Here is a 19,420-nt window from a genome sequence, read left to right on the forward strand (position 1 = left end):
CGCCGTCAGGCCGGCGAGGGCTCGCCCAGCGTCGCCGGCGTGGCGCTGCCGCGGTCCGCGGCAGCGCGTGAAGGCGGCCGGGCCTGCAGCGCGGCCTCGTCCAGCGTCGCGGCGACGTGGTCGACGCCGAGTTCGGCCGCGGCCTCCGGCGTGCGCAGCGCGGCCGGCGCGTTCCACGGTGCCAGCACGATGCGCAGCCCGGGGTGGCGGCGGCGCAGCCGCCGGCAGACCAGGCGTGTGTTGGTCTGCGGCGCCGGGTTGAAGCTCGACAGCACGACCGCGTCGACGCCGTCCAGCGGCTGGCGGCCGATCTGCTCGACGCCCAGCGCCGCTGCCGGCAGATGGCGCGCGTCGGTGCCGGCCGCGGCCAGCGCCAGGGCGAGCATCTCCGCGGCCAGCGAATCGAGTTCGCAGCGCAGGCCGATGCACAGCACACGCGCCGCGCCGGCGGCCGGTGCCGGCGAGGCCTGGCGCAGCTCGCGCAGCAGCGCGGCCATGCCGGAGACGACGCGGTGGCGGTGCTCGGCGCCGCTGCGTGCGTGTGCCCGGCTCGCCTGCTGCAGCGCCGGCACGCCGGTGTCGCGCAGGAAGCCGCTCAGCGAGCCGCTGCGCAGCTCCTGCTCGGCCAGCTCGATCGCCTCCTCGACGTCGCCGGCCAGCAGGCGCTGGTACAGACGGGTCGGCGCGTCGAAGACCGGCGTCGAGCCGAGCAGGTGGTCGAGGAAACGCAGCGGCCGAAGATGCCGGCCCATGACGACCAGGCAGACCGTGACCGGCGTTGCCAGCAGCAGGCCGACGGGGCCCCAGAGCGCGGCCCAGAACGCCGCCGACAGCAGCAGCGCGACACGCGCGATGCCGGCGCTGGCGCCGTACAGCCAAGGCTCGACGACGCTGTTGATGAGGATCTCCAGCACCAGCACCAGCGTCACCGTCCACAGCAGCAGGCTCCAGCCGTCGTCGACGGCGAAGGCCATCAGCGCCGGGCACACCGCGGCCACCAGGCCGCCGACGTAAGGCACGTAGCGCAGCACCGCGCCGAGCACGCCCCACAGCAGCGCACCCGGCACGCCGATCAACCACAGCCCCAGGCCCAGTGCGCAGCCGAAGGCCAGGTTCAGGCCGAGCTGCACCGTCAGATAGCGGCTGACGCGGCGTGCCGCCTCGTCCACCGCGGCGGTGGCGCGGCGCAGGTCGGCGCCGGCAAAACGCAGCAGGCGCTCGCGCAGGTCGCTGCGGTCGATCAGGATGAAGATCAGGAAGACCAGCGACATGGCGGCGGTGGCCAGCGGTGTCAGCACCGGCAGCGCGACGTCGGCCAGCGCCTGCAGCGGCGAGGCCGGTGTCGGGTCGACACGCACCGGCAGCGGCGTGCGGCCGGCGCTGGCCGGGCCCGGCTGCAGCGCCCGTCGCGCGGCGTCGAACTCGCGCTCGACGACGTCGACGACGCGCGAGGCGCCGCCCAGCGAGCCGCCGCGGTCGACAACCGCCTGGCGCAGCATGCGCAGCTTCTTCTGGATCGTGCTCTGGTAGCGGGGCAGGTCGCGCCCCAGTTCGGCGACCTGCGAGCCGACGTAGAGCGACAGCCCGCCGAGCAGCGCGACCATCGTCGCGATGACCAGACCGACCGCCGCGGCGCGCGGCAGCCAGGGCCGGCGCAGCCGCGTGACCAGCGGGTCGAGCACGAAGGCCAGCAGCACCGCCAGCGCGAACGGCACCAGGATCGCTTGGCCCAGATAGAGCGCGGCGACGACGAGCGCGATCGCGATCGCCATCGCCAGCGCGGCGGGCAGGGCGACGAGGCGTTCGCCTCGGGCGGGTTCGGCGGCGTCGTCGGCGGGCATCGGGGCTCCGGTCGTGGCGCTCCGATTGGGCGCCGGGGGGCGGGCCGGCCGCGTCGGCGCAGCGCGTCGGGTGCTGTAGGACGGCGCCCCGGGCGCGGATCAGGCGCGCCGCGCTCCGCGGCGCCGGCTCGGCCCCGGCGTTGCCGACCGGGGCGTGCCGCGCCACGGCGGACAATCGCGGCCGTGAACCTCGATGACCTCGTCAACACGCTGGGCCGCCACCTGAAGGCGCGCTACGGCGAACGTGTGCGCAAGCTGTCTCTGAACGCCGGCTTCGGCTGCCCCAACCGCGACGGCACGCTGGGCCGCGGCGGCTGCACCTTCTGCAGCGTGCTGTCCTTCGCCGCCGACGACGGTGACGCGCCGCTGGCGCAGCAGCTCGCCGAACGCCGCGCCGAGCTGAAGCGTGCGGCGCGCTACATCGCCTACTTCCAGGCCTACACCAACACCTATGCCGAGGTCGAGACGCTGACGCGGCTGTACGCCGAGGCCACCGCCAGCCCCGATGTCGTCGGCCTGGCGGTGGGCACGCGGCCCGACTGCGTGCCCGACGCGGTGCTGGCGCTGCTGGCCGGCTACCGCGAACGTGGCTACGAGGTCTGGCTGGAGCTGGGCCTGCAGAGCGCGCACGACGAGACGCTGGCGCGTGTGAACCGCGGCCACGGCTGGGCAGCCTATGCCGATGCGGTGGCGCGCGCGCGCGCCGCCGGCGTGCCGGTCTGCACCCACCTGATCCTCGGCCTGCCCGGCGAGACCGACGCCCACGCCTTCACGACGCTGGAGCGTGTGCTCGACGCCGGCGCCGAGGGTCTGAAGCTGCACCCGCTGATGATCACGCGCGGCAGCCGGCTGGCCGTGGCGCACAAACGCGGCGAGATCGCGCCGCCCGAGCTGCCGGCCTACGCGGCGCTGGTCGGCGAGCTGATCCGGCGCACGCCGCCGGAGCTGGTGTTCCACCGCGTCAGCGCCACCGCGCGCGCGCCGACGCTGGTCGCGCCCGCCTGGTGCAGCACGGTCTGGCCGGCGATGCAGGCGATCCGCGCCGACCTCGATCTGCACGGCGGCCAGGGCGCGCATCTGCCCGCCCCGGCGTGATCAGCGCAGCAGCCGCGGCGGGATCAGCCGCCGCATCGGCCGCCCGACCAGCACCCGGAGACGCCGGTCGTGCAGGCAGGCCGCGCCGGCCAGCGCGACGGCGCAGCCCAGCGCGGTGTCGATGAAGCGTGCCTGCACCAGCGGCCCCGGCGCCACCGCGCCCAGGTGCGCGGCGTCGGCCAGCAGGATGGTCAGCGGCGTGATGAACATCACCGCCAGCCCGTAGTGGCGCACGACGCAGATCTCGATGACGAAGCTGAGTCCCATCAGCACGAAGGCCACGCTCCACGGCCCCAGCGGCAGCGACAGGATGGCCCAGGCGACCAGCAGCCCGGCGGCGGTGCCCAGAACGCGGTGCAGCTGGCGGATCCACACCGCGCGCAGCGACGCACCCTGGATCACCGCCAGGCAGGTGATCGGCACCCAGTACGGCCGCGACAGCCCCAGCACCTGCGCCAGGGCCAGCGACAGGCCGACGAAGGCGCCGATGGCGACCGAGTCGAAGACGACGTCGTCGAAGCTCGGCGGCGCCGGCGCGGGCGGCGCCTGCGGCGCACGCAGCCGCAGCGCCCAGAGGCTGTAGACGAAGGCGATCAGCACCGCCAGCAAGGCGCCGAGGAACAGCAGGCCCACCGCACGCGGCAGGTCCTCCACCTGCACCGGCGTGTAGGCGCCGATCGCCGCGGCCATCACGAAGAACAGGCTGCCCGGCGGCCCCATCGCGTACAGCCGCACCAGCATCGTCACGACGGCGGTGAGGAAGGCGATCGCCGGCACCGCCCAGCCGGGCGCGAAGTGGCACAGGACGCCGGTGGCGTAGCAGGCCGTCATCGCGAAGGCGCAGGCCATCAGCACGACCATGCGGTGCTGCATCGGCGTGTTCGGCGTGTGCACGAAGACCAGGCCGCCGAGCGAGGACACGAGGCCGAACTCGAGGTGGCCGAACCAGGCGCCGACGAGCAGCGGCAGCCCGGTGGCCAGCGCCGCGGCCACCGGCATCTGCCAGAGGCGGTCGCTGCGCTGGATCTTCGTCAGGTGCTGCCATTCGGCACGCGCCAGCTCGGCCAGGCGGGTGGGCCAGGCGCTCATCGGCAGGTCCCCGGCTCGGCACGCCGGCTGCGGTAGTCGTCGGGCGTGGTGCCCATCAGCCGGCGGAACATCGCGATGAAGGCCGACGCACTGGCGTAGCCCAGGTCCAGCGCGATGGCCTCGACCTTGCGCCCGTCGTCGAGCAGCGCCAGCGCGCGCAGCACGCGCAGGCGCTGGCGCCAGGCGGCCAGCGGCATGCCCAGTTCACGCTGGCAGCGCCGCGCCAGCGTGCGTTCGGTCGTGCCGACGGCGGCGGCCAGTTCGCCGACGCTGCGTTCGTCGGCCGGGTCGGCCTGCAGCGCCTGCAGCACCGGCGCCAGCAGCGGGTCGCGCGACACGGGCAGGTAGCTGCCCGAACGCGGCGCGGCGACCAGGCGGTCGACCAGCACCTGCAGCAGGCGGGCCTCGGCCTCGGTGGGCGGCTCGGCCGGCGGATGGCGGTCCAGATGGGCGAGCAGCGCGCGCAGCAGCGGGTCGACGGTGATCGCCGCGGCCTCGCCCGGCATCGTCGCGCACAGCGCAGCGGCGACGTAGACCGAGGCGTGGTGCGCCTCGCGCCGGTTCAGCGCGCGGTGCTCGACGCCCGGCGGCAGCCACAGCGCGTACTGCGGCGGCGCGAGGTACAGCGCGCCGGCGATCTCGATCTCGAGCACGCCGCTGAAGGCGTAGACCAGCTCGCCGCCGTCATGGCGGTGCGCCGGATAGCCGGCGTCGGCCGGCACGCGTGCAGCGCGGAACCAGACCGGCGTGTCGATCGTGCCGGCGTAGGGCTGCAGCAGGTGGCGCGGTGGGTCTTCGGTGTCCATTGCGGAGGTGGCGGGCGTGGCGCGGCTGGCTGGCCCTCGCTGCACATTGTCCGATATTCGTTATGCGTCGAGCTTCCGACAGCATGACACTGGGGGCGTTCTCTCCCGCCTTGCGCGTGCGACGCGCTGCTCCCCCCGATGGATTCCCGCAAGAACCTCGACGGCCTCGCCGTCGGCGTGATGGTGCTGCTTTGCATGCTGTGGAGCCTGCAGCAGATCTCGCTGAAGGCCGCCGCGGCCGACGTCTCGCCGATGCTGATGGTGGCGCTGCGCTCGGCCGTCGCGGCGCTGCTGGTGGCCGGCGTGATGGCCTGGCGGCGCGAGCGTGTGGCGCTGGCGACCGGGCGCTGGCGCGCCGGGCTGGTGGTCGGGCTGCTGTTCGCGCTGGAGTACCTGTTCGTCGCCGAGGCGCTGCGCCACACGCATGCCTCGCACGTGGTGGTCTTCCTCTACACCTCGCCGATCTTCGCCGCGGTCGGGCTGCACCTGCGGCTGCCGGCCGAGCGGCTGCGGCCGCTGCAGTGGGCCGGCATCGCCATCGCCTTCGGCGGCATCGCGCTGGCCTTCGGCGGGCGCGGTGGCGGCACGGCGATGGGCATGACGATGCTCTGGGGCGACCTGCTGGCGCTGGCCGCCGGCGCGTCCTGGGGGGCGACGACGGTCGTCATCCGCTGCTCGCGGCTCAGCGAGGCACCGGCCACCGAGACGCTGCTGTACCAACTGCTCGGCGCCTGCGTGCTGCTGGGCGCCGGCGCGCTCGTCACCGGCCAGACCGCGCTGCAGGCGACACCGGCGTTCTGGGCGCACCTGGGTTTCCAGGCGCTGATCGTCTCGTTCGCCAGCTTCCTGGTCTGGTTCTGGCTGCTGCGCCACTACCTCGCGTCGCGCCTGGGCGTGCTGGCGTTCCTGACGCCGATCCTCGGTGTCGTCTTCGGCGCCTGGCTGCTCGCCGAGCGCCTGGACGCGGCCTTCGTCGCCGGCGCCGGGCTGGTGCTGGCCGGGGTGCTGGTCGTCAGCGCGCACGGCTGGCTGGAAGGGCTGCTGCGCGGGTGGGCGTCGCGCGGCGCGGCGAGCCGCTGAGCCGGCCCGGAAAAACAAAACGGCCCGCAGAGGGGCCGTTTTGCTTCGATCTGGCGGAAGGGGCGGGATTCGAACCCGCGGTGGGCTGTTAACCCACACACGCTTTCCAGGCGTGCGACTTAAACCGCTCATCCACCCTTCCGGAAAGAACCCGGGAGTCTACCTCAGCTCCGCAGCGTTGCTGCGCTGAAGCCAGGAAAGCGGTACGAAATCGAGCGCTGCGGCGTGCGTGCTTTCCAACACCGCCGGCGGCGCGCAGCCGGCTTCGTAGGCCTCGCGCCAGCGCAGCACGCAGACGCACCAGCGGTCGCCGGGCTTCAGGCCGGCGAAGCGCAGCTCGGGCCGCGGCGTGATCAGGTCGTTGCCCTGTTCCATCTGGAAGTTCAGGAAAGCCAGCGTCATGCGCGCGCAGACGAGGTGGCGGCCGGGGTCGTCGGCGTCGCCGTGGCAGCAGCCGTCGCGGCGCCAGCCGGTCAGCGGGTCGTAGGAGCAGGGCACGAGCTTGCTGCCGAGCACGTTGATGTCTTGGGGCATGGTGCGGGCCGGGTCATGCAGACGCGCCGATTGTTCGTCACGGCGTTCGTCCCCGTCGGCCTCTACACTTCGCGCCTCGTTTCACCCCTGTCGCTCCGACGAGGCCCCGGCCCATGCTGCGCTTTCGCTTTCCCATCGTCATCATCGACGAGGACTTCCGCTCCGAGAACACCTCGGGTTTCGGCATCCGCGCGCTCGCCGAGGCCATCGAGAAAGAGGGCTTCGAGGTTGTCGGCGCCACCAGCTACGGCGACCTGTCGCAGTTCGCGCAGCAGCAAAGCCGCGCCAGCGCCTTCATCCTGTCGATCGACGACAACGAGTTCACGCCCGGCCCCGAGCTCGACCCGGCGGTGCTGAACCTGCGCAAGTTCATCGAGGAGATCCGCTTCAAGAACGCGGACATCCCGATCTACCTGTACGGCGAGACGCGCACCAGCCAGCACATCCCGAACGACGTGCTGCGCGAGCTTCACGGCTTCATCCACATGTTCGAGGACACGCCGGAGTTCGTCGCCCGGCACATCATCCGCGAGGCCCGCAGCTACCTCGACGGCCTGGCGCCGCCGTTCTTCAAGGCGCTGATGGACTACGCCCAGGACGGCTCGTACTCCTGGCACTGCCCGGGGCACTCCGGCGGCGTGGCCTTCCTGAAGAGCCCGGTGGGCCAGATGTTCCACCAGTTCTTCGGCGAGAACATGCTGCGCGCCGACGTCTGCAACGCCGTCGAGGAGCTCGGCCAGCTGCTCGACCACACCGGCCCGGTGGCCGCGTCGGAGCGCAACGCGGCGCGCATCTTCAACGCCGACCACTGCTTCTTCGTCACCAACGGCACCAGCACCAGCAACAAGATGGTCTGGCACCACATGGTGGCGCCGGGCGACGTGGTCGTCGTCGACCGCAACTGCCACAAGTCGATCCTGCACTCGATCATCATGACCGGGGCGGTGCCCGTGTTCCTGACGCCGACGCGCAACCACTACGGCATCATCGGACCGATCCCCGAGAGCGAGTTCTCGCGCGAGGCGATCGAACGCAAGATCGCCGCCAACCCGCTGCTCGCCGGCGTCGACCCGAAGACGGTCAAGCCGCGCATCCTGACGCTGACGCAGAGCACCTACGACGGCGTGCTCTACAACACCGAGACGATCAAGCACGCGCTCGACGGCTATGTCGACGCGCTGCACTTCGACGAGGCCTGGCTGCCGCACGCCGCCTTCCACCGTTTCTACGGCCCGTTCCACTCGATGGGCAAGAAGCGCGCGCGGCCGAAGGACCAGCTGGTCTTCGCGACGCAGTCGACGCACAAGCTGCTGGCCGGCATCAGCCAGGCCAGCCAGGTGCTGGTGCAGGACGCGACCGAGCGCAAGCTCGACCGCCACCTCTTCAACGAGGCCTACCTGATGCACACCAGCACCTCGCCGCAGTACGCGATCATCGCCAGCTGCGACGTCGCCGCGGCGATGATGGAGGCGCCCGGCGGCCCGGCGCTCGTCGAGGAGAGCATCGTCGAGTCGCTGGACTTCCGCCGCGCGATGCGCAAGGTCGAGGGCGAGTTCGGCGACGGCGACTGGTGGTTCAAGGTCTGGGGCCCGGACGAGCTGGCCGACGACGGCATCGGCCGGAGCGCGCAGTGGATCCTGGAGGCCGACGCCGAGTGGCACGGCTTCGGCGCGCTGGCCGACGGGTTCAACATGCTGGACCCGATCAAGTGCACGCTGATCACGCCGGGGCTGGACCTGTCGGGCCGCTTCGCCGAGACCGGCATCCCGGCGTCCATCGTCACCAAGTTCCTCGCCGAACACGGCGTCGTCGTCGAGAAGACCGGGCTCTACTCGTTCTTCATCATGTTCACGATCGGCATCACCAAGGGCCGCTGGAACACGCTGCTGACCGCGCTGCAGCAGTTCAAGGACGACTACGACCGCAACGCGCCGATGTGGCGCGTGCTGCCCGAGTTCTGCGCCGCGCATCCGCGCTACGAGCGCATGGGGCTGCGCGACCTGTGCCAGGCGATCCACGAGCAGTACGCCAAGGGCGACATCGCCCGCCTGACGACCGAGATGTACGTCTCGGAGATCGTGCCGGCGATGAAGCCGACCGACGCCTTCGCCTACATCGCGCATCGCCGCACCGAACGCGTCGCCATCGACGACCTGGAAGGGCGCATCGCGACCTCGCTGCTGACGCCGTACCCGCCGGGCATCCCGCTGCTGATCCCGGGCGAGCGCTTCAACAAGCGCATCGTCGACTACCTGCGTTTCACGCGCGAGTTCAACGCCGCGTTCCCGGGCTTCGCCACCGACGTCCACGGTCTCGTGGAGGACACCACGGACGACGGCCGCAAGCGCTACTACGTCGACTGCGTGCGCGAGGAGGCCTGACGCCGGCCGCCCGCGAGGGCGGTGCGCAGGCGGCAACGCGCGGACGCAAAAACAGCCGGGGGCTCGCGCCACCCGGCTGTCTATTTTCAGGAGCTGCCGCGGCCCGGCCGCGGCGCGAGCTCACTCCTCGTTGCGGACCACCGCCTCGCTGAAGCCGCCGTCGACGTAGGTGATCTCGGCGGTCACGCCCGAGGCCAGGTCCGACAGCAGGAAGGCCGCGACGTTGCCGACCTCCTCGATCGTCACGTTGCGCTGCAGCGGGTTGCTGCTGGCGACGATGGACAGCAGCTTGCCGAAGTCCTTCACGCCGCTGGCCGCCAGCGTCTTGATCGGGCCGGCGGAGATGCCGTTGACGCGGATGCCGCGCGGGCCCAGGCTGGCTGCCAGGTAGCGCACGCTGGCTTCCAGCGAGGCCTTGGCCAGGCCCATCGTGTTGTAGTTCGGCACCGCGCGGATCGCGCCCAGATAGCTCATCGTCAGCAGCGCGGCATTCGGCTTGAGCATCGGCAGCGCGGCCTTGGCCAGTGCCGGGAAGCTGTAGGCCGAGATGTCGTGGGCGATGCGGAAGGCCTCGCGCGACAGCCCCTCGAGGAAGTCGCCGCCGATCGCCTCGCGCGGCGCGAAGCCGATCGAGTGCACGAAGCCGTCGAACTGCGGCCAGTGCTCGGCCAACTGCTTGAACATCGCCTCGATCTGCGCGTCGTCGCCGACGTCGCATTCGAAGACGAGCTCCGAGTCGAACTCGCGCGCGAATTCGGTGATGCGGTCGCGGAAGCGTTCGCCGACATAGCTGAAGGCGAGTTCGGCCCCTTGGGCGCGGCAGGCCCTGGCGACGCCGTAGGCGATCGAGCGGTTCGAGATGAGGCCGGTGATGAGCAGGCGCTTGCCGGCAAGGAAACCCATGTTGACTCCGTTCTTGGGGAAGGCGTGGATTTTGGCATCTTGGCGCGGCCGATGTTCTGCCCTTGCTCAGGGTTTGGCCCGTGGCTATAATGCCGTTTTCCCGGGAAAAGCTGGCGTGGGCGGATTCTTCCAGCCCATTTTTTTTGCTCGAACGCCTTTGCCTGGGGTCGTGGTCGTGTTTGCCGGGCATCGGATGCCCATCGCAGATGCCGCCGTCGGCCCCGGATCACATGCAGGCGGCAGGCAAGACGCCTCGGCGGCCCCGGGGGCGACGCCGACGCCGGGAAACCGGGCGGCGATGGGCGGGCAACCGGTACAGGACACGGGGCACTTTTGAGCGGAACGGACACGGCAGACAAGGCAGGCGCCGCGGGCGACGAACGTCGCACCAGCTGGCGCGACACGATCGAGCGCACGGTCACCGGGTTGAGCTACGACCTGGTCGAGGTCGAGCGCGCCGGTCGCGGGCTGCTGCGTGTCACGATCGACCGCGTCCCCGGCCACGCCTATCCGGTCGAAGGCGAATTCGTCACGGTCGAGGACTGCGAGGCGGTCACGCGACAACTCCAGTACGTGCTCGAGGTCGAGAACGTCGACTACGAGCGCCTGGAGGTTTCGTCGCCCGGGCTGGACCGGCCGCTGCGCCGTGCCGCCGACTACGAGCGTTTTTCGGGCCAGGAGATCGAACTCACGCTGCGGCAGCCGTTCCAGGGCCGCAAGCATTGGAAGGGTCTTCTGGGCAAAGGGGAGGGCGAGGGCTGGAACCTCGTCTTCCAGGACGGCAAGGCCGAGCAGGTGCTGGCGTTCTCGCTCGACGAGGTGCGCGAAGCCCGGCTCGTCCCGGTTGTTGATTTCAAAGGCCGGCGCGGCCGCAAGGCCGGTACTGAGCCGGGGGTAGACGGAGGTCTGGAGCGATGAATCGCGAAATGCTGATGCTGGTGGACGCCATCTCGCGCGAGAAGACGGTCGATCGCGACGTCGTCTTCGGCGCGGTCGAGGCCGCACTGGCCTCGGCCACGAAGAAGCTGCACGGCGGCGAGGTCGACATCCGCGTGGCGGTCGACCGTGAGACCGGCGAATACGAAACCTTCCGCCGCTGGCACGTCGTGCCCAACGAGGCCGGGTTGCAGAACGCCGATGCCGAGGTGCTGCTGTTCGAGGCCCAGGAGCAGATTGCCGACATCGAGGTCGACGACTACATCGAGGAGTCGGTCGATTCGGTGCCGATCGGCCGCATCGGCGCCCAGGCGGCCAAGCAGGTCATCCTGCAGAAGATCCGCGACGCCGAGCGCGAGCAACTGCTCAACGACTTCCTGGCGCGTGGCGACAAGATCTTCGTCGGCACCGTCAAGCGTCTGGACAAGGGCGACATCATCGTCGAGTCCGGCCGTGTCGAAGGGCGCCTGAAGCGCAGCGAGATGATCCCGAAGGAAAACCTGCGCTCGGGCGACCGCGTGCGGGCCTTCATCCTCGGCGTCGACCCGACGCAGCGCGGCCCGCAGATCATGCTGTCGCGCAGCGCGCCAGGCTTCATGGTCGAGCTCTTCGGCCAGGAAGTGCCCGAGATTGAGCAGGGCCTGCTGGAGATCAAGAGCTGCGCCCGCGACCCGGGCAGCCGCGCCAAGATCGCCGTCGTCAGCCATGACCGCCGCGTCGACCCGATCGGCACCTGCGTCGGCGTGCGCGGCTCGCGCGTCAACGGCGTGACGACCGAACTCGCCGGCGAGCGCGTGGACATCGTGCTGTGGTCCGAAGACCCGGCGCAGTTCGTCATCGGCGCGCTGGCCCCGGCCAACGTGCAGAGCATCGTCGTCGACGAGGAGCGCCACGCGATGGACGTCGTCGTCGACGAGGAGAACCTCGCGATCGCGATCGGCCGCGGCGGCCAGAACGTGCGTCTGGCGTCGGAGCTGACCGGCTGGCGCATCAACATCATGACCGCCGAGGAATCGCAGGCCAAGCAGGCCACCGAGACCGAGTCGGTGCGCAAGATCTTCGTCGAGAAGCTCGACGTCGACGAGGAAGTCGCCGACATCCTCATCGCCGAAGGCTTCACGAGCCTCGAGGAAGTGGCCTACGTGCCGCTGCAGGAGATGCTCGAGATCGAGGCCTTCGACGAGGACACCGTTCAAGAGCTGCGTACCCGTGCCAAGGACGCGCTGCTGACGATGGAGATCGAACGCGAGGAGAAGGTCGAGGAGGTGTCGCAGGATCTGCGTGACCTCGAGGGCCTGACGCCCGAGCTGATCGGCAAGCTGTCCGACGGCGGCGTCAACACCCGCGACGACTTGGCCGACCTGGCCGTCGATGAACTGGTCGAGATGACCGGCGTCGACGAGACGCAGGCGCGCGCTCTGATCATGAAGGCGCGCGAGCATTGGTTCACTGCCTGAACGACAGACCGTTGAACGCTCGCGCCCGCTGCAAAAAACCGAGGAATACCGCCCAATGGCCGTGACCACCGTCGCCCAGTTCGCCCTCCAGCTCAACCGCCCGACGGCGGCGCTGCTGGAGCAGCTGCAGTCGGCCGGCGTCGCCAAGAAGTCGCCCGACGACGCGCTGACCGATGCGGACAAGGAGCGTCTGCTCGAGTTCCTGCGTTCGTCGCACGGCACTGGCGGCGCCGAGCGCAAGAAGATCACCCTGACCCGCAAGTCGACCACCGAGATCAAGCAAGCCGATGCCAGCGGCAAGGCGCGCACGATCCAGGTCGAGGTGCGCAAGAAGCGTGTCTTCGTCAAGCGTGACGACATCCCCGGCGGCGAGATGACCGCCGGCCCGACGGCCGAGGAACTCGACCTGCAGCGCCGCGAGGAAGAAGCGCGCGCCGAAGCCGAGGCCCTGCGCCGCCAGGAAGAGGAACTCGCCGAACAGCGCCGCCGCCGCGAGGAGCAGGAGCGCCTGGCTCGCGAGGCCGCCGAGGCCGCCGCCAAGGCGGCTGCCGAAGCCGCCGCGAAGGCTGCCGCCGAAGCCGCCGCCAAGGCCGCTGCCGAGGAGGCCGCCAAGGCCGCCGCCGAGGCTGCCGCCCGCGCCCAGAACGATTCGGCCAAGCCCGCCGGCTCCGCCGCAGCCCCGGAGGCTGCGAAGCCCGTCGAGGCCGCCAAGCCGGTCGAGCCCGCCAAGCCCGCCGAGCCGCCGAAGCCGGTGCTGCGTGTCGTCAAGGCCGCCGACAAGGCGGCCGAGGACACCGCGCGTCAGGCCGAGCTCGAGCGCAAGCGCAAGGCCGCCGAGGCCGAGGCCGCCGCCATCCGGGCGATGATGGCCCAGCCGCGCAAGACGCTGGTCGCCAAGAAGCCCGAGGAGCCGAAGCCCGAAGCGGCCAAGGAAGCGATCAAGGGCACGATCCACAAGCCGGCCGCCAAGCCGGGCGCCCCGGGTGCCGCGCCGTCGTCGACGGCCGCCAAGCCGGGCGACAAGAAGCAGGTCAAGTCCGAGAAGCTGTCCTCGAGCTGGGCCGACGACGCCGCCAAGAAGCGTGCCGCGCTGAAGACGCGCGGCGACGCCGGCGGTGCGCGTCCGGGCTGGCGTGCGCCGCGTGGCGGCGTGCGCGGTGGCCGCGGCGACCGCGACGGCGGCTCCAACTTCACGCCGCCGCCCGAGCAGCAGATCCAGGAAGTGCATGTGCCGGAGACGATTTCCGTCGCCGACCTCGCGCACAAGATGTCCGTCAAGGCCAGCGAGCTGATCAAGCAGCTGATGAAGCTGGGCCAGATGGTCACGATCAACCAGCAGCTCGACCAGGAAACGGCCATGATCCTCGTCGAGGAGATGGGCCACAAGGCGTTCGCCGCCAAGCTGGACGATCCGGAAGCCTTCACCGAGGAAGAGACCGCCGCGCACAATGCCGCCGAGGCGCTGCCGCGTCCGCCGGTCGTCACCGTGATGGGCCACGTCGACCACGGCAAGACCTCGCTGCTGGACTACATCCGCCGGGCGCGTGTCGCCGCGGGCGAAGCCGGCGGCATCACGCAGCACATCGGCGCGTATCACGTCGAGACGCCGCGCGGCGTCGTCACCTTCCTCGACACCCCGGGCCACGCGGCGTTCACCGCGATGCGTGCCCGCGGCGCCAAGGCGACCGACATCGTCATCCTGGTCGTGGCCGCCGACGACGGCGTCATGCCGCAGACCAAGGAAGCGATCTCGCACGCCAAGGCGGCCGAGGTGCCCATCGTCGTGGCGCTCAACAAGATCGACAAGCCGGACGCCAACATCGAGCGCGTGAAGAGCGAGCTCGTGGCCGAAGGCGTGGTGCCCGAGGACTTCGGCGGTGACTCGCCGTTCGTTCCGGTGTCGGCCAAGGCCGGCACGGGCATCGACAACCTGCTCGAGCAGGTGCTGCTGCAGGCCGAGGTGCTGGAGCTGAAGGCGCCGGTGGAAGCCGCCGCCCGCGGCCTGGTCATCGAAGCCCGCCTGGACAAGGGCCGCGGCCCGGTGGCCACGGTGCTGGTGCAGAGCGGCACGCTGAAGAAGGGCGACGTCGTGCTCGCCGGCTCGAGCTACGGCCGGGTGCGCGCGATGCTCGACGAGGACGGCAAGAACACCGAGTCCGTCGGTCCGTCGATGCCGGTCGAGATCCAGGGCCTGACCGAGGTGCCGCAGGCCGGTGACGAGTTCATCGTGCTGACCGACGAGCGCCGGGCGCGCGAGATCGCGACCTTCCGTCAGGGCAAGTACCGCGACGTCAAGCTGGCGCGCCAGCAGGCCGCGAAGCTGGAGAACATGTTCGACCAGCTCGGCGACGCCGCGCAGACGCTGCCGCTGATCATCAAGGCCGACGTGCAGGGTTCGCAGGAAGCGCTGGCGCAGAGCCTGCAGAAGCTGTCGACGGCCGAGGTCAAGGTGCAGATCGTGCACGCCGCGGTCGGTGGCATCAGCGAAAGCGACGTCAACCTGGCGATCGCCTCGAAGGCGGTGGTCATCGGCTTCAACACGCGGGCCGATGCCGGCGCGCGCAAGCTGGCCGAGGGCAACGGCGTCGACATCCGCTACTACAACATCATCTACGACGCGGTCGACGAGGTGAAGGCGGCGATGGCGGGCATGCTGGCGCCGGAGCAGCGCGAGGAAGTCATCGGCATGGCCGAGATCCGCCAGGTGTTCGTGGCCAGCAAGATCGGCACCGTGGCCGGCTGCATGATCACCGCCGGCCAGGTGACCCGCAACGCACGCTTCCGCCTGCTGCGCGACAACGTCGTCGTCTACACCGGCGAGATCGAGTCGCTGAAGCGTCTGAAGGACGATGTCCGCGAAGTCAAGGAAGGCTTCGAGTGCGGCATCAAGCTGAAGAACTACAACGACATCCGCGAAGGCGACCAGCTCGAAGTCTTCGAAGTCAAGGAAGTGGCCCGGACCCTGTGAGTCCCCCGGCTGCCGCCCGGCCCTCGCGCCGGACGGCAGCGTCACGACCTTGATCTCGAGCGGCCCCGCCTTGGCGGGGTCGCGTTTTTTTAGGAGCACCCCGATGCGTCACAAGAAGGCCCCCGTCAACCGCAGCTTCCGAGTCGCCGACCAGATCCAGCGTGATCTGGCCGAGCTGATCCGCGAGCTGAAGGACCCGCGCATCGGCATGGTCACGCTCAACAGCGTCGAGGTCTCGCCCGACTACGCGCACGCGCAGGTCTATTTCTCGGTGCTCGTCGGCAGCGCCGAGGACAGCGCCACGGCGCTCAACGAAGCCGCCGGCTTCCTGCGCAACGGCCTGTTCAAGCGCCTGGCGATCCACACCGTGCCGACGCTGCACTTCCATTTCGACCGCACGACCGAACGCGCCGCCGACCTGTCGGCGCTGATCGTCAAGGCCAACGCCACCCGGGCCAAGGACGACTGAGCCCGCCGCGATGCGCAACGCCCGTCCGCCCCGCCTGCCGCGCCGTGCCCTGCACGGCGTGCTGCTGCTCGACAAGCCGATCGGCTGGACGAGCAACGACGCGCTGCAGAAGGCCAAGGGCATCCTGCGGGCGGAGAAGGGCGGCCACACCGGCACGCTGGACCCGCTGGCCACCGGCCTGCTGCCGTTGTGTTTCGGCGCCGCGACCAAGTTCTCGCAAGCCAGCCTGGACGCCGACAAGCGCTACACCGCGACGCTGCACCTGGGCCGCACGACGAGCACCGGCGACCTCGAAGGCGAGGTGCTCGAAGAGCGCCCGGTCGACTGCGACCGTGCCGCGATCGCCGCCGTGCTGGAGCGGTTCACCGGCGAGATCGACCAGCTGCCGCCGATGCACTCGGCGCTGAAGCACGAGGGCCGCGCGCTCTACGACTACGCGCGTGCCGGCGTCGAGGTCGAGCGCACGCCGCGCCGCGTGACGATCCGCTCGCTCGCGGTGCTGGACTGGGCCGCGCCGACGCTGGTGCTCGACGTGCTCTGCACCAAGGGCACCTACGTGCGCACGCTGGCCGAGGACATCGGCCGCGCGCTGGGCTGCGGCGCGCACCTGGCGGCGCTGCGCCGCACCGCCAGCGGCCCGCTGACGCTGGACGGCGCAGTGACGATCGCCGAGCTCGAGACCCTTACGCCGGCGGCGCGCGACGCGCTGATCCGGCCGATCGACTGCCTGCTCGCCGACTGGCCCGCCCTGCGGCTGGCCGACGACGATGCCGGCCGCTTCCTGTCCGGGCAGCGCCGCCGCACCGCGCAGGCCGACGCGAGCGCCGTGCGCGTCTACGGCCCGGACCCGCGCGCCTTCCTCGGCAGCGCGCACATCACCCGCGGGGAGCTGATCGCCGACCGCCTGCTCAGCCCCGTCGAGGTGGCCGCGCAGCTCCAACCCATCCCGCCGGTCTCGATCCCCGAGACCGTCACCTCCACGCCCCAGACCGCCCACGGGCACGAGGCCACGACATGACCCGACAGATCCGCAACATCGCCATCATCGCCCACGTCGACCACGGCAAGACCACGCTCGTCGACCAGCTGCTTCGCCAGAGCGGCACCTTCCGTGACAACGAGAAGATCGCCGAACGCGTGATGGACAGCAACGACATCGAACGCGAGCGCGGCATCACGATCCTCGCGAAGAACTGCGCGGTGACCTGGCAGGGCACGCACATCAACATCGTCGACACCCCGGGGCACGCCGACTTCGGCGGCGAGGTCGAGCGCGCGCTGTCGATGGTCGATGGCGTCGTGCTGCTGATCGACGCCCAGGAAGGCCCGATGCCGCAGACGCGCTTCGTGACCAAGAAGGCGCTGGCGCTGGGCCTGAAGCCCATCGTCGTCGTCAACAAGGTCGACAAGCCCGGCTCGCGCCCGGACTACGTCATCAACGCCGCGTTCGACCTGTTCGACAAGCTCGGCGCCACCGAGGACCAGCTCGACTTCCCGGTGGTCTACGCCTCGGGCCTGAACGGCTGGGCGGCGCTGGAGGAAGGCGCCCCGGGCGAGGCCTGGGGCACGAACATGGCGCCGCTGTTCGAGACCGTGCTGAAGCACGTGCCGCCGCACGAAGGTGACCCGGCCGCGCCGCTGCAGCTGCAGATCTCCTCGCTGGACTACTCGACCTTCGTCGGCCGCATCGGCGTCGGCCGCGTCAACAGCGGCACGCTGAAGCCGGCGATGGACGTGCTGGTGATGGAAGGCCCGGACGGCCGCGCCTACAAGGGCCGCATCAACCAGGTGCTGACCTTCGAGGGCCTGAACCGCGTGATGGCCGACGAGGCCGGCCCGGGCGACATCGTGCTCGTCAACGGCATCGAGGACCTCGGCATCGGCGTCACCATCACCGATCCGGCCAACCCGCAGCCGCTGCCGATGCTGCGCGTCGACGAGCCGACGCTGACGATGAACTTCTGCGTCAACACCAGCCCCTTGGCCGGCCGCGAAGGCAAGTACGTCACCAGCCGCCAGATCTGGGACCGCCTGCAGAAGGAACTGCAGAGCAACGTCGCGCTGCGCGTCAGGGAGTCGGGCGAGGACGGCATCTTCGAGGTCTCGGGCCGCGGCGAGCTGCACCTGACGATCCTGCTGGAGAACATGCGCCGCGAAGGCTACGAGCTGGCGGTCAGCAAGCCGCGTGTCGTCTTCCACGACGACGGCGGCGAGCGCCAGGAGCCGATCGAGCTGGTGACGGTCGACGTCGAGGACCAGCACCAGGGCGGCGTCATGCAGGCCCTGGGCGAGCGCAAGGGCGAACTCGCGAACATGGAAGTCGACGGTCGCGGCCGCGTGCGCCTGGAGTACCGCATCCCGGCGCGCGGCCTGATCGGCTTCTCCAACGAGTTCATGAACCTGACGCGCGGCACCGGCCTGATCAGCAACATCTTCGACGGCTACGAGGCCTACAAGGGCGAGATCGCCGGGCGCAAGAACGGCGTGCTGATCAGCATGGACGACGGCGAGATCATCACCTACGCGCTGGGCAAGCTCGACGACCGCGGCCGCATGTTCGTCAAGCCGGGCGACCCGACCTACGAAGGCATGATCGTCGGCATCCACAGCCGCGACAACGACCTTGTCGTCAACGCCACGCGCACCAAGCAGCTGACCAACTTCCGTGTCAGCGGCAAGGAAGACGCGATCAAGATCACGCCGCCGATCGACCTGACGCTGGAGTACGCGGTCGAGTTCATCGAGGACGACGAGCTGGTCGAGATCACCCCGAAGAGCATCCGGATCCGTAAGCGCCATTTGAAGGAGCACGATCGCAAGCGTGCGTCTCGCGAAGGCGCTTGAGCGCGGGCGCTTGCGGATCCGGACGCTCTTCGGCGTTCGCCGTTCCGTGGGCTCCCCCTCGGCCCCCCTCCGGGAGGGGGGTTCTGGTCAGGTCTTTGCCCGGCTCGCTGCGCGAGCCTCTTGAGTTTCTTTGCCGTGTCTCGTCGCAACGCCGTGCTGCTGATGATCGTCGCCACGCTGATGTGGAGCATCGCGGGCGTCGTCACGCGCCACCTGGAGGCGGCGCGCAGCTTCGAGGTCACGTTCTGGCGCAGCGCCTTCAATGCGCTGGCGCTGCTCGCGCTGCTGTCGTGGCTGCGCGGGCCGGTGCCGCTGTGGCGCTCGATCCGCGACGGCGGGCGCACGCTGTGGCTGTCGGGCGTCTGCTGGAGCGTCATGTACACGGCCTTCATGGTCGGCCTGACGCTGACCACGGTGGCCAACGTGCTGGTGACGATGGCGCTGGGGCCGCTGTTCACGGCGCTGCTGGCGCGTTTCGCCCTCGGGCACCGGCTGCCGGCGCGCACCTGGGGCGCGATCGCGGTGGCCGGCGCCGGCATCGCCTGGATGTACGGCCAGCATCTGCATGCCGGCGACGCGCGCCACTTGGCCGGCACGCTGGTCGCGCTGGCGGTGCCGGTGGCCGCGGCGATCAACTGGACGACGCTGCAATCGCGGCGCGACGACCCCGGGGCCGACATGCTGCCGGCGGTGCTGATCGGCGCGACGCTGTCGGCGCTGGTGACGCTGCCGCTGGCCTGGCCTTTCCAGGCCTCGGGCCATGACCTGGGGCTGCTGGCCCTGCTGGGCTCGGTGCAGCTCGCGGTGCCCTGCCTGATCGCGGTGGCCGTCTCGCGCGTGCTGCCGGCGGCCGAGATGTCGCTGCTCGGGCTGCTGGAGGTGATCTTCGGCGTCAGCTGGGCCTGGCTGGGCGCCGGCGAGGCGCCCGACTCGGCGGTGCTCGCCGGCGGCCTGCTGGTGCTGGGGGCGCTGGCCGCCAACGAGTGGCTGGGCATGCGCCGCCGCGTGCTGTCCTGA

The 19,420-nt window shown here is 70.7% G+C and carries 15 protein-coding genes and 1 tRNA gene; 10 read left to right on the forward strand and 6 right to left on the reverse strand.

The window, feature by feature from the left end:
- Window positions 1-5: 5 nt before the first annotated feature.
- Window positions 6-1,841 (reverse strand): AI-2E family transporter, encoded by a 1,836-nt coding sequence (locus G5B56_RS03050; RefSeq protein ID WP_164962286.1) that lies wholly within the window; start codon window positions 1,839-1,841, stop codon window positions 6-8.
- Window positions 1,842-2,024: 183 nt separating this feature from the next.
- On the opposite strand from G5B56_RS03050, the gene G5B56_RS03055 reads away from it, so the two are divergent.
- Window positions 2,025-2,936 (forward strand): TIGR01212 family radical SAM protein, encoded by a 912-nt coding sequence (locus tag G5B56_RS03055; RefSeq protein ID WP_164962287.1) that lies wholly within the window; start codon window positions 2,025-2,027, stop codon window positions 2,934-2,936.
- Here G5B56_RS03055 and G5B56_RS03060 read toward each other — a convergent pair whose 3' ends face one another.
- Both G5B56_RS03060 and G5B56_RS03065 read right to left on the reverse strand, forming a co-directional pair.
- The gene (locus tag G5B56_RS03060) at window positions 2,937-4,025 is read right to left on the reverse strand and encodes an FUSC family protein (protein WP_164962288.1); all 1,089 of its coding nucleotides are present in this window, start codon (window positions 4,023-4,025) and stop codon (window positions 2,937-2,939) included.
- A complete protein-coding gene (locus tag G5B56_RS03065) occupies window positions 4,022-4,831 on the reverse strand; it encodes a helix-turn-helix domain-containing protein (protein ID WP_164962289.1) in 810 nt (269 codons plus the stop codon). The genes G5B56_RS03060 and G5B56_RS03065 overlap by 4 nt, the downstream gene beginning before the upstream one ends.
- A gap of 138 nt (window positions 4,832-4,969) precedes the next feature.
- Here G5B56_RS03065 and G5B56_RS03070 point away from each other — a divergent pair, with 138 nt between their 5' ends.
- The gene (locus tag G5B56_RS03070; protein ID WP_009859067.1) at window positions 4,970-5,911 is read left to right on the forward strand and encodes a DMT family transporter; all 942 of its coding nucleotides are present in this window, start codon (window positions 4,970-4,972) and stop codon (window positions 5,909-5,911) included.
- 51 nt (window positions 5,912-5,962) lie between these two features.
- Here the strand turns inward: G5B56_RS03070 and G5B56_RS03075 are convergent.
- Together G5B56_RS03075 and G5B56_RS03080 are read right to left on the reverse strand one after the other, a co-directional pair.
- Window positions 5,963-6,053: transfer RNA gene (locus tag G5B56_RS03075), tRNA-Ser, on the reverse strand.
- A 17-nt stretch (window positions 6,054-6,070) separates the two neighbouring features.
- Window positions 6,071-6,445: a DUF2237 family protein gene (locus G5B56_RS03080; RefSeq protein WP_164962290.1), complete on the reverse strand. Its 375-nt coding sequence runs from the start codon at window positions 6,443-6,445 to the stop codon at window positions 6,071-6,073.
- Between the two features lie 113 nt (window positions 6,446-6,558).
- On the opposite strand from G5B56_RS03080, the gene G5B56_RS03085 reads away from it, so the two are divergent.
- Window positions 6,559-8,826, forward strand: a complete 2,268-nt coding sequence (locus tag G5B56_RS03085) for an arginine/lysine/ornithine decarboxylase (protein ID WP_206023472.1) — start codon at window positions 6,559-6,561, stop codon at window positions 8,824-8,826.
- A gap of 120 nt (window positions 8,827-8,946) precedes the next feature.
- Here G5B56_RS03085 and fabI read toward each other — a convergent pair whose 3' ends face one another.
- Window positions 8,947-9,729, reverse strand: coding sequence for an enoyl-ACP reductase FabI (gene fabI / locus G5B56_RS03090; protein ID WP_009859064.1), 783 nt, complete (start codon window positions 9,727-9,729; stop codon window positions 8,947-8,949).
- Window positions 9,730-10,062: 333 nt separating this feature from the next.
- On the opposite strand from fabI, the gene rimP reads away from it, so the two are divergent.
- The 7 genes from rimP to G5B56_RS03125 all read left to right on the forward strand — a co-directional run bounded on the left by rimP (window position 10,063) and on the right by G5B56_RS03125 (window position 19,420).
- On the forward strand, window positions 10,063-10,647 hold the full coding sequence (rimP, locus tag G5B56_RS03095; RefSeq protein ID WP_009859063.1) for a ribosome maturation factor RimP: 585 nt from the start codon (window positions 10,063-10,065) through the stop codon (window positions 10,645-10,647).
- Window positions 10,644-12,122 (forward strand): transcription termination factor NusA, encoded by a 1,479-nt coding sequence (gene nusA / locus G5B56_RS03100; RefSeq protein WP_164962291.1) that lies wholly within the window; start codon window positions 10,644-10,646, stop codon window positions 12,120-12,122. Before rimP ends, nusA begins: the two co-directional genes overlap by 4 nt.
- A gap of 55 nt (window positions 12,123-12,177) precedes the next feature.
- Window positions 12,178-15,090, forward strand: a complete 2,913-nt coding sequence (infB, locus tag G5B56_RS03105; protein ID WP_164962292.1) for a translation initiation factor IF-2 — start codon at window positions 12,178-12,180, stop codon at window positions 15,088-15,090.
- Between the two features lie 103 nt (window positions 15,091-15,193).
- The gene (rbfA, locus tag G5B56_RS03110; protein WP_009859060.1) at window positions 15,194-15,559 is read left to right on the forward strand and encodes a 30S ribosome-binding factor RbfA; all 366 of its coding nucleotides are present in this window, start codon (window positions 15,194-15,196) and stop codon (window positions 15,557-15,559) included.
- A gap of 10 nt (window positions 15,560-15,569) precedes the next feature.
- Entirely contained in the window at window positions 15,570-16,577 is a 1,008-nt protein-coding gene (gene truB, locus G5B56_RS03115) for a tRNA pseudouridine(55) synthase TruB (RefSeq protein ID WP_164962293.1), read from the forward strand.
- Window positions 16,574-18,403 carry a translational GTPase TypA gene (gene typA / locus G5B56_RS03120; protein ID WP_164962294.1) on the forward strand — a complete coding sequence of 610 codons (1,830 nt, stop codon included), beginning with the start codon at window positions 16,574-16,576 and terminating at the stop codon, window positions 18,401-18,403. Before truB ends, typA begins: the two co-directional genes overlap by 4 nt.
- Before the next feature lie 135 nt (window positions 18,404-18,538).
- Window positions 18,539-19,420: a DMT family transporter gene (locus tag G5B56_RS03125; RefSeq protein WP_009859057.1), complete on the forward strand. Its 882-nt coding sequence runs from the start codon at window positions 18,539-18,541 to the stop codon at window positions 19,418-19,420.

Source organism: Rubrivivax sp. JA1026 (genome assembly GCF_011065555.1).
In the GTDB taxonomy this organism is placed as follows: Bacteria; Pseudomonadota; Gammaproteobacteria; order Burkholderiales; family Burkholderiaceae_C; genus Rubrivivax; species Rubrivivax benzoatilyticus.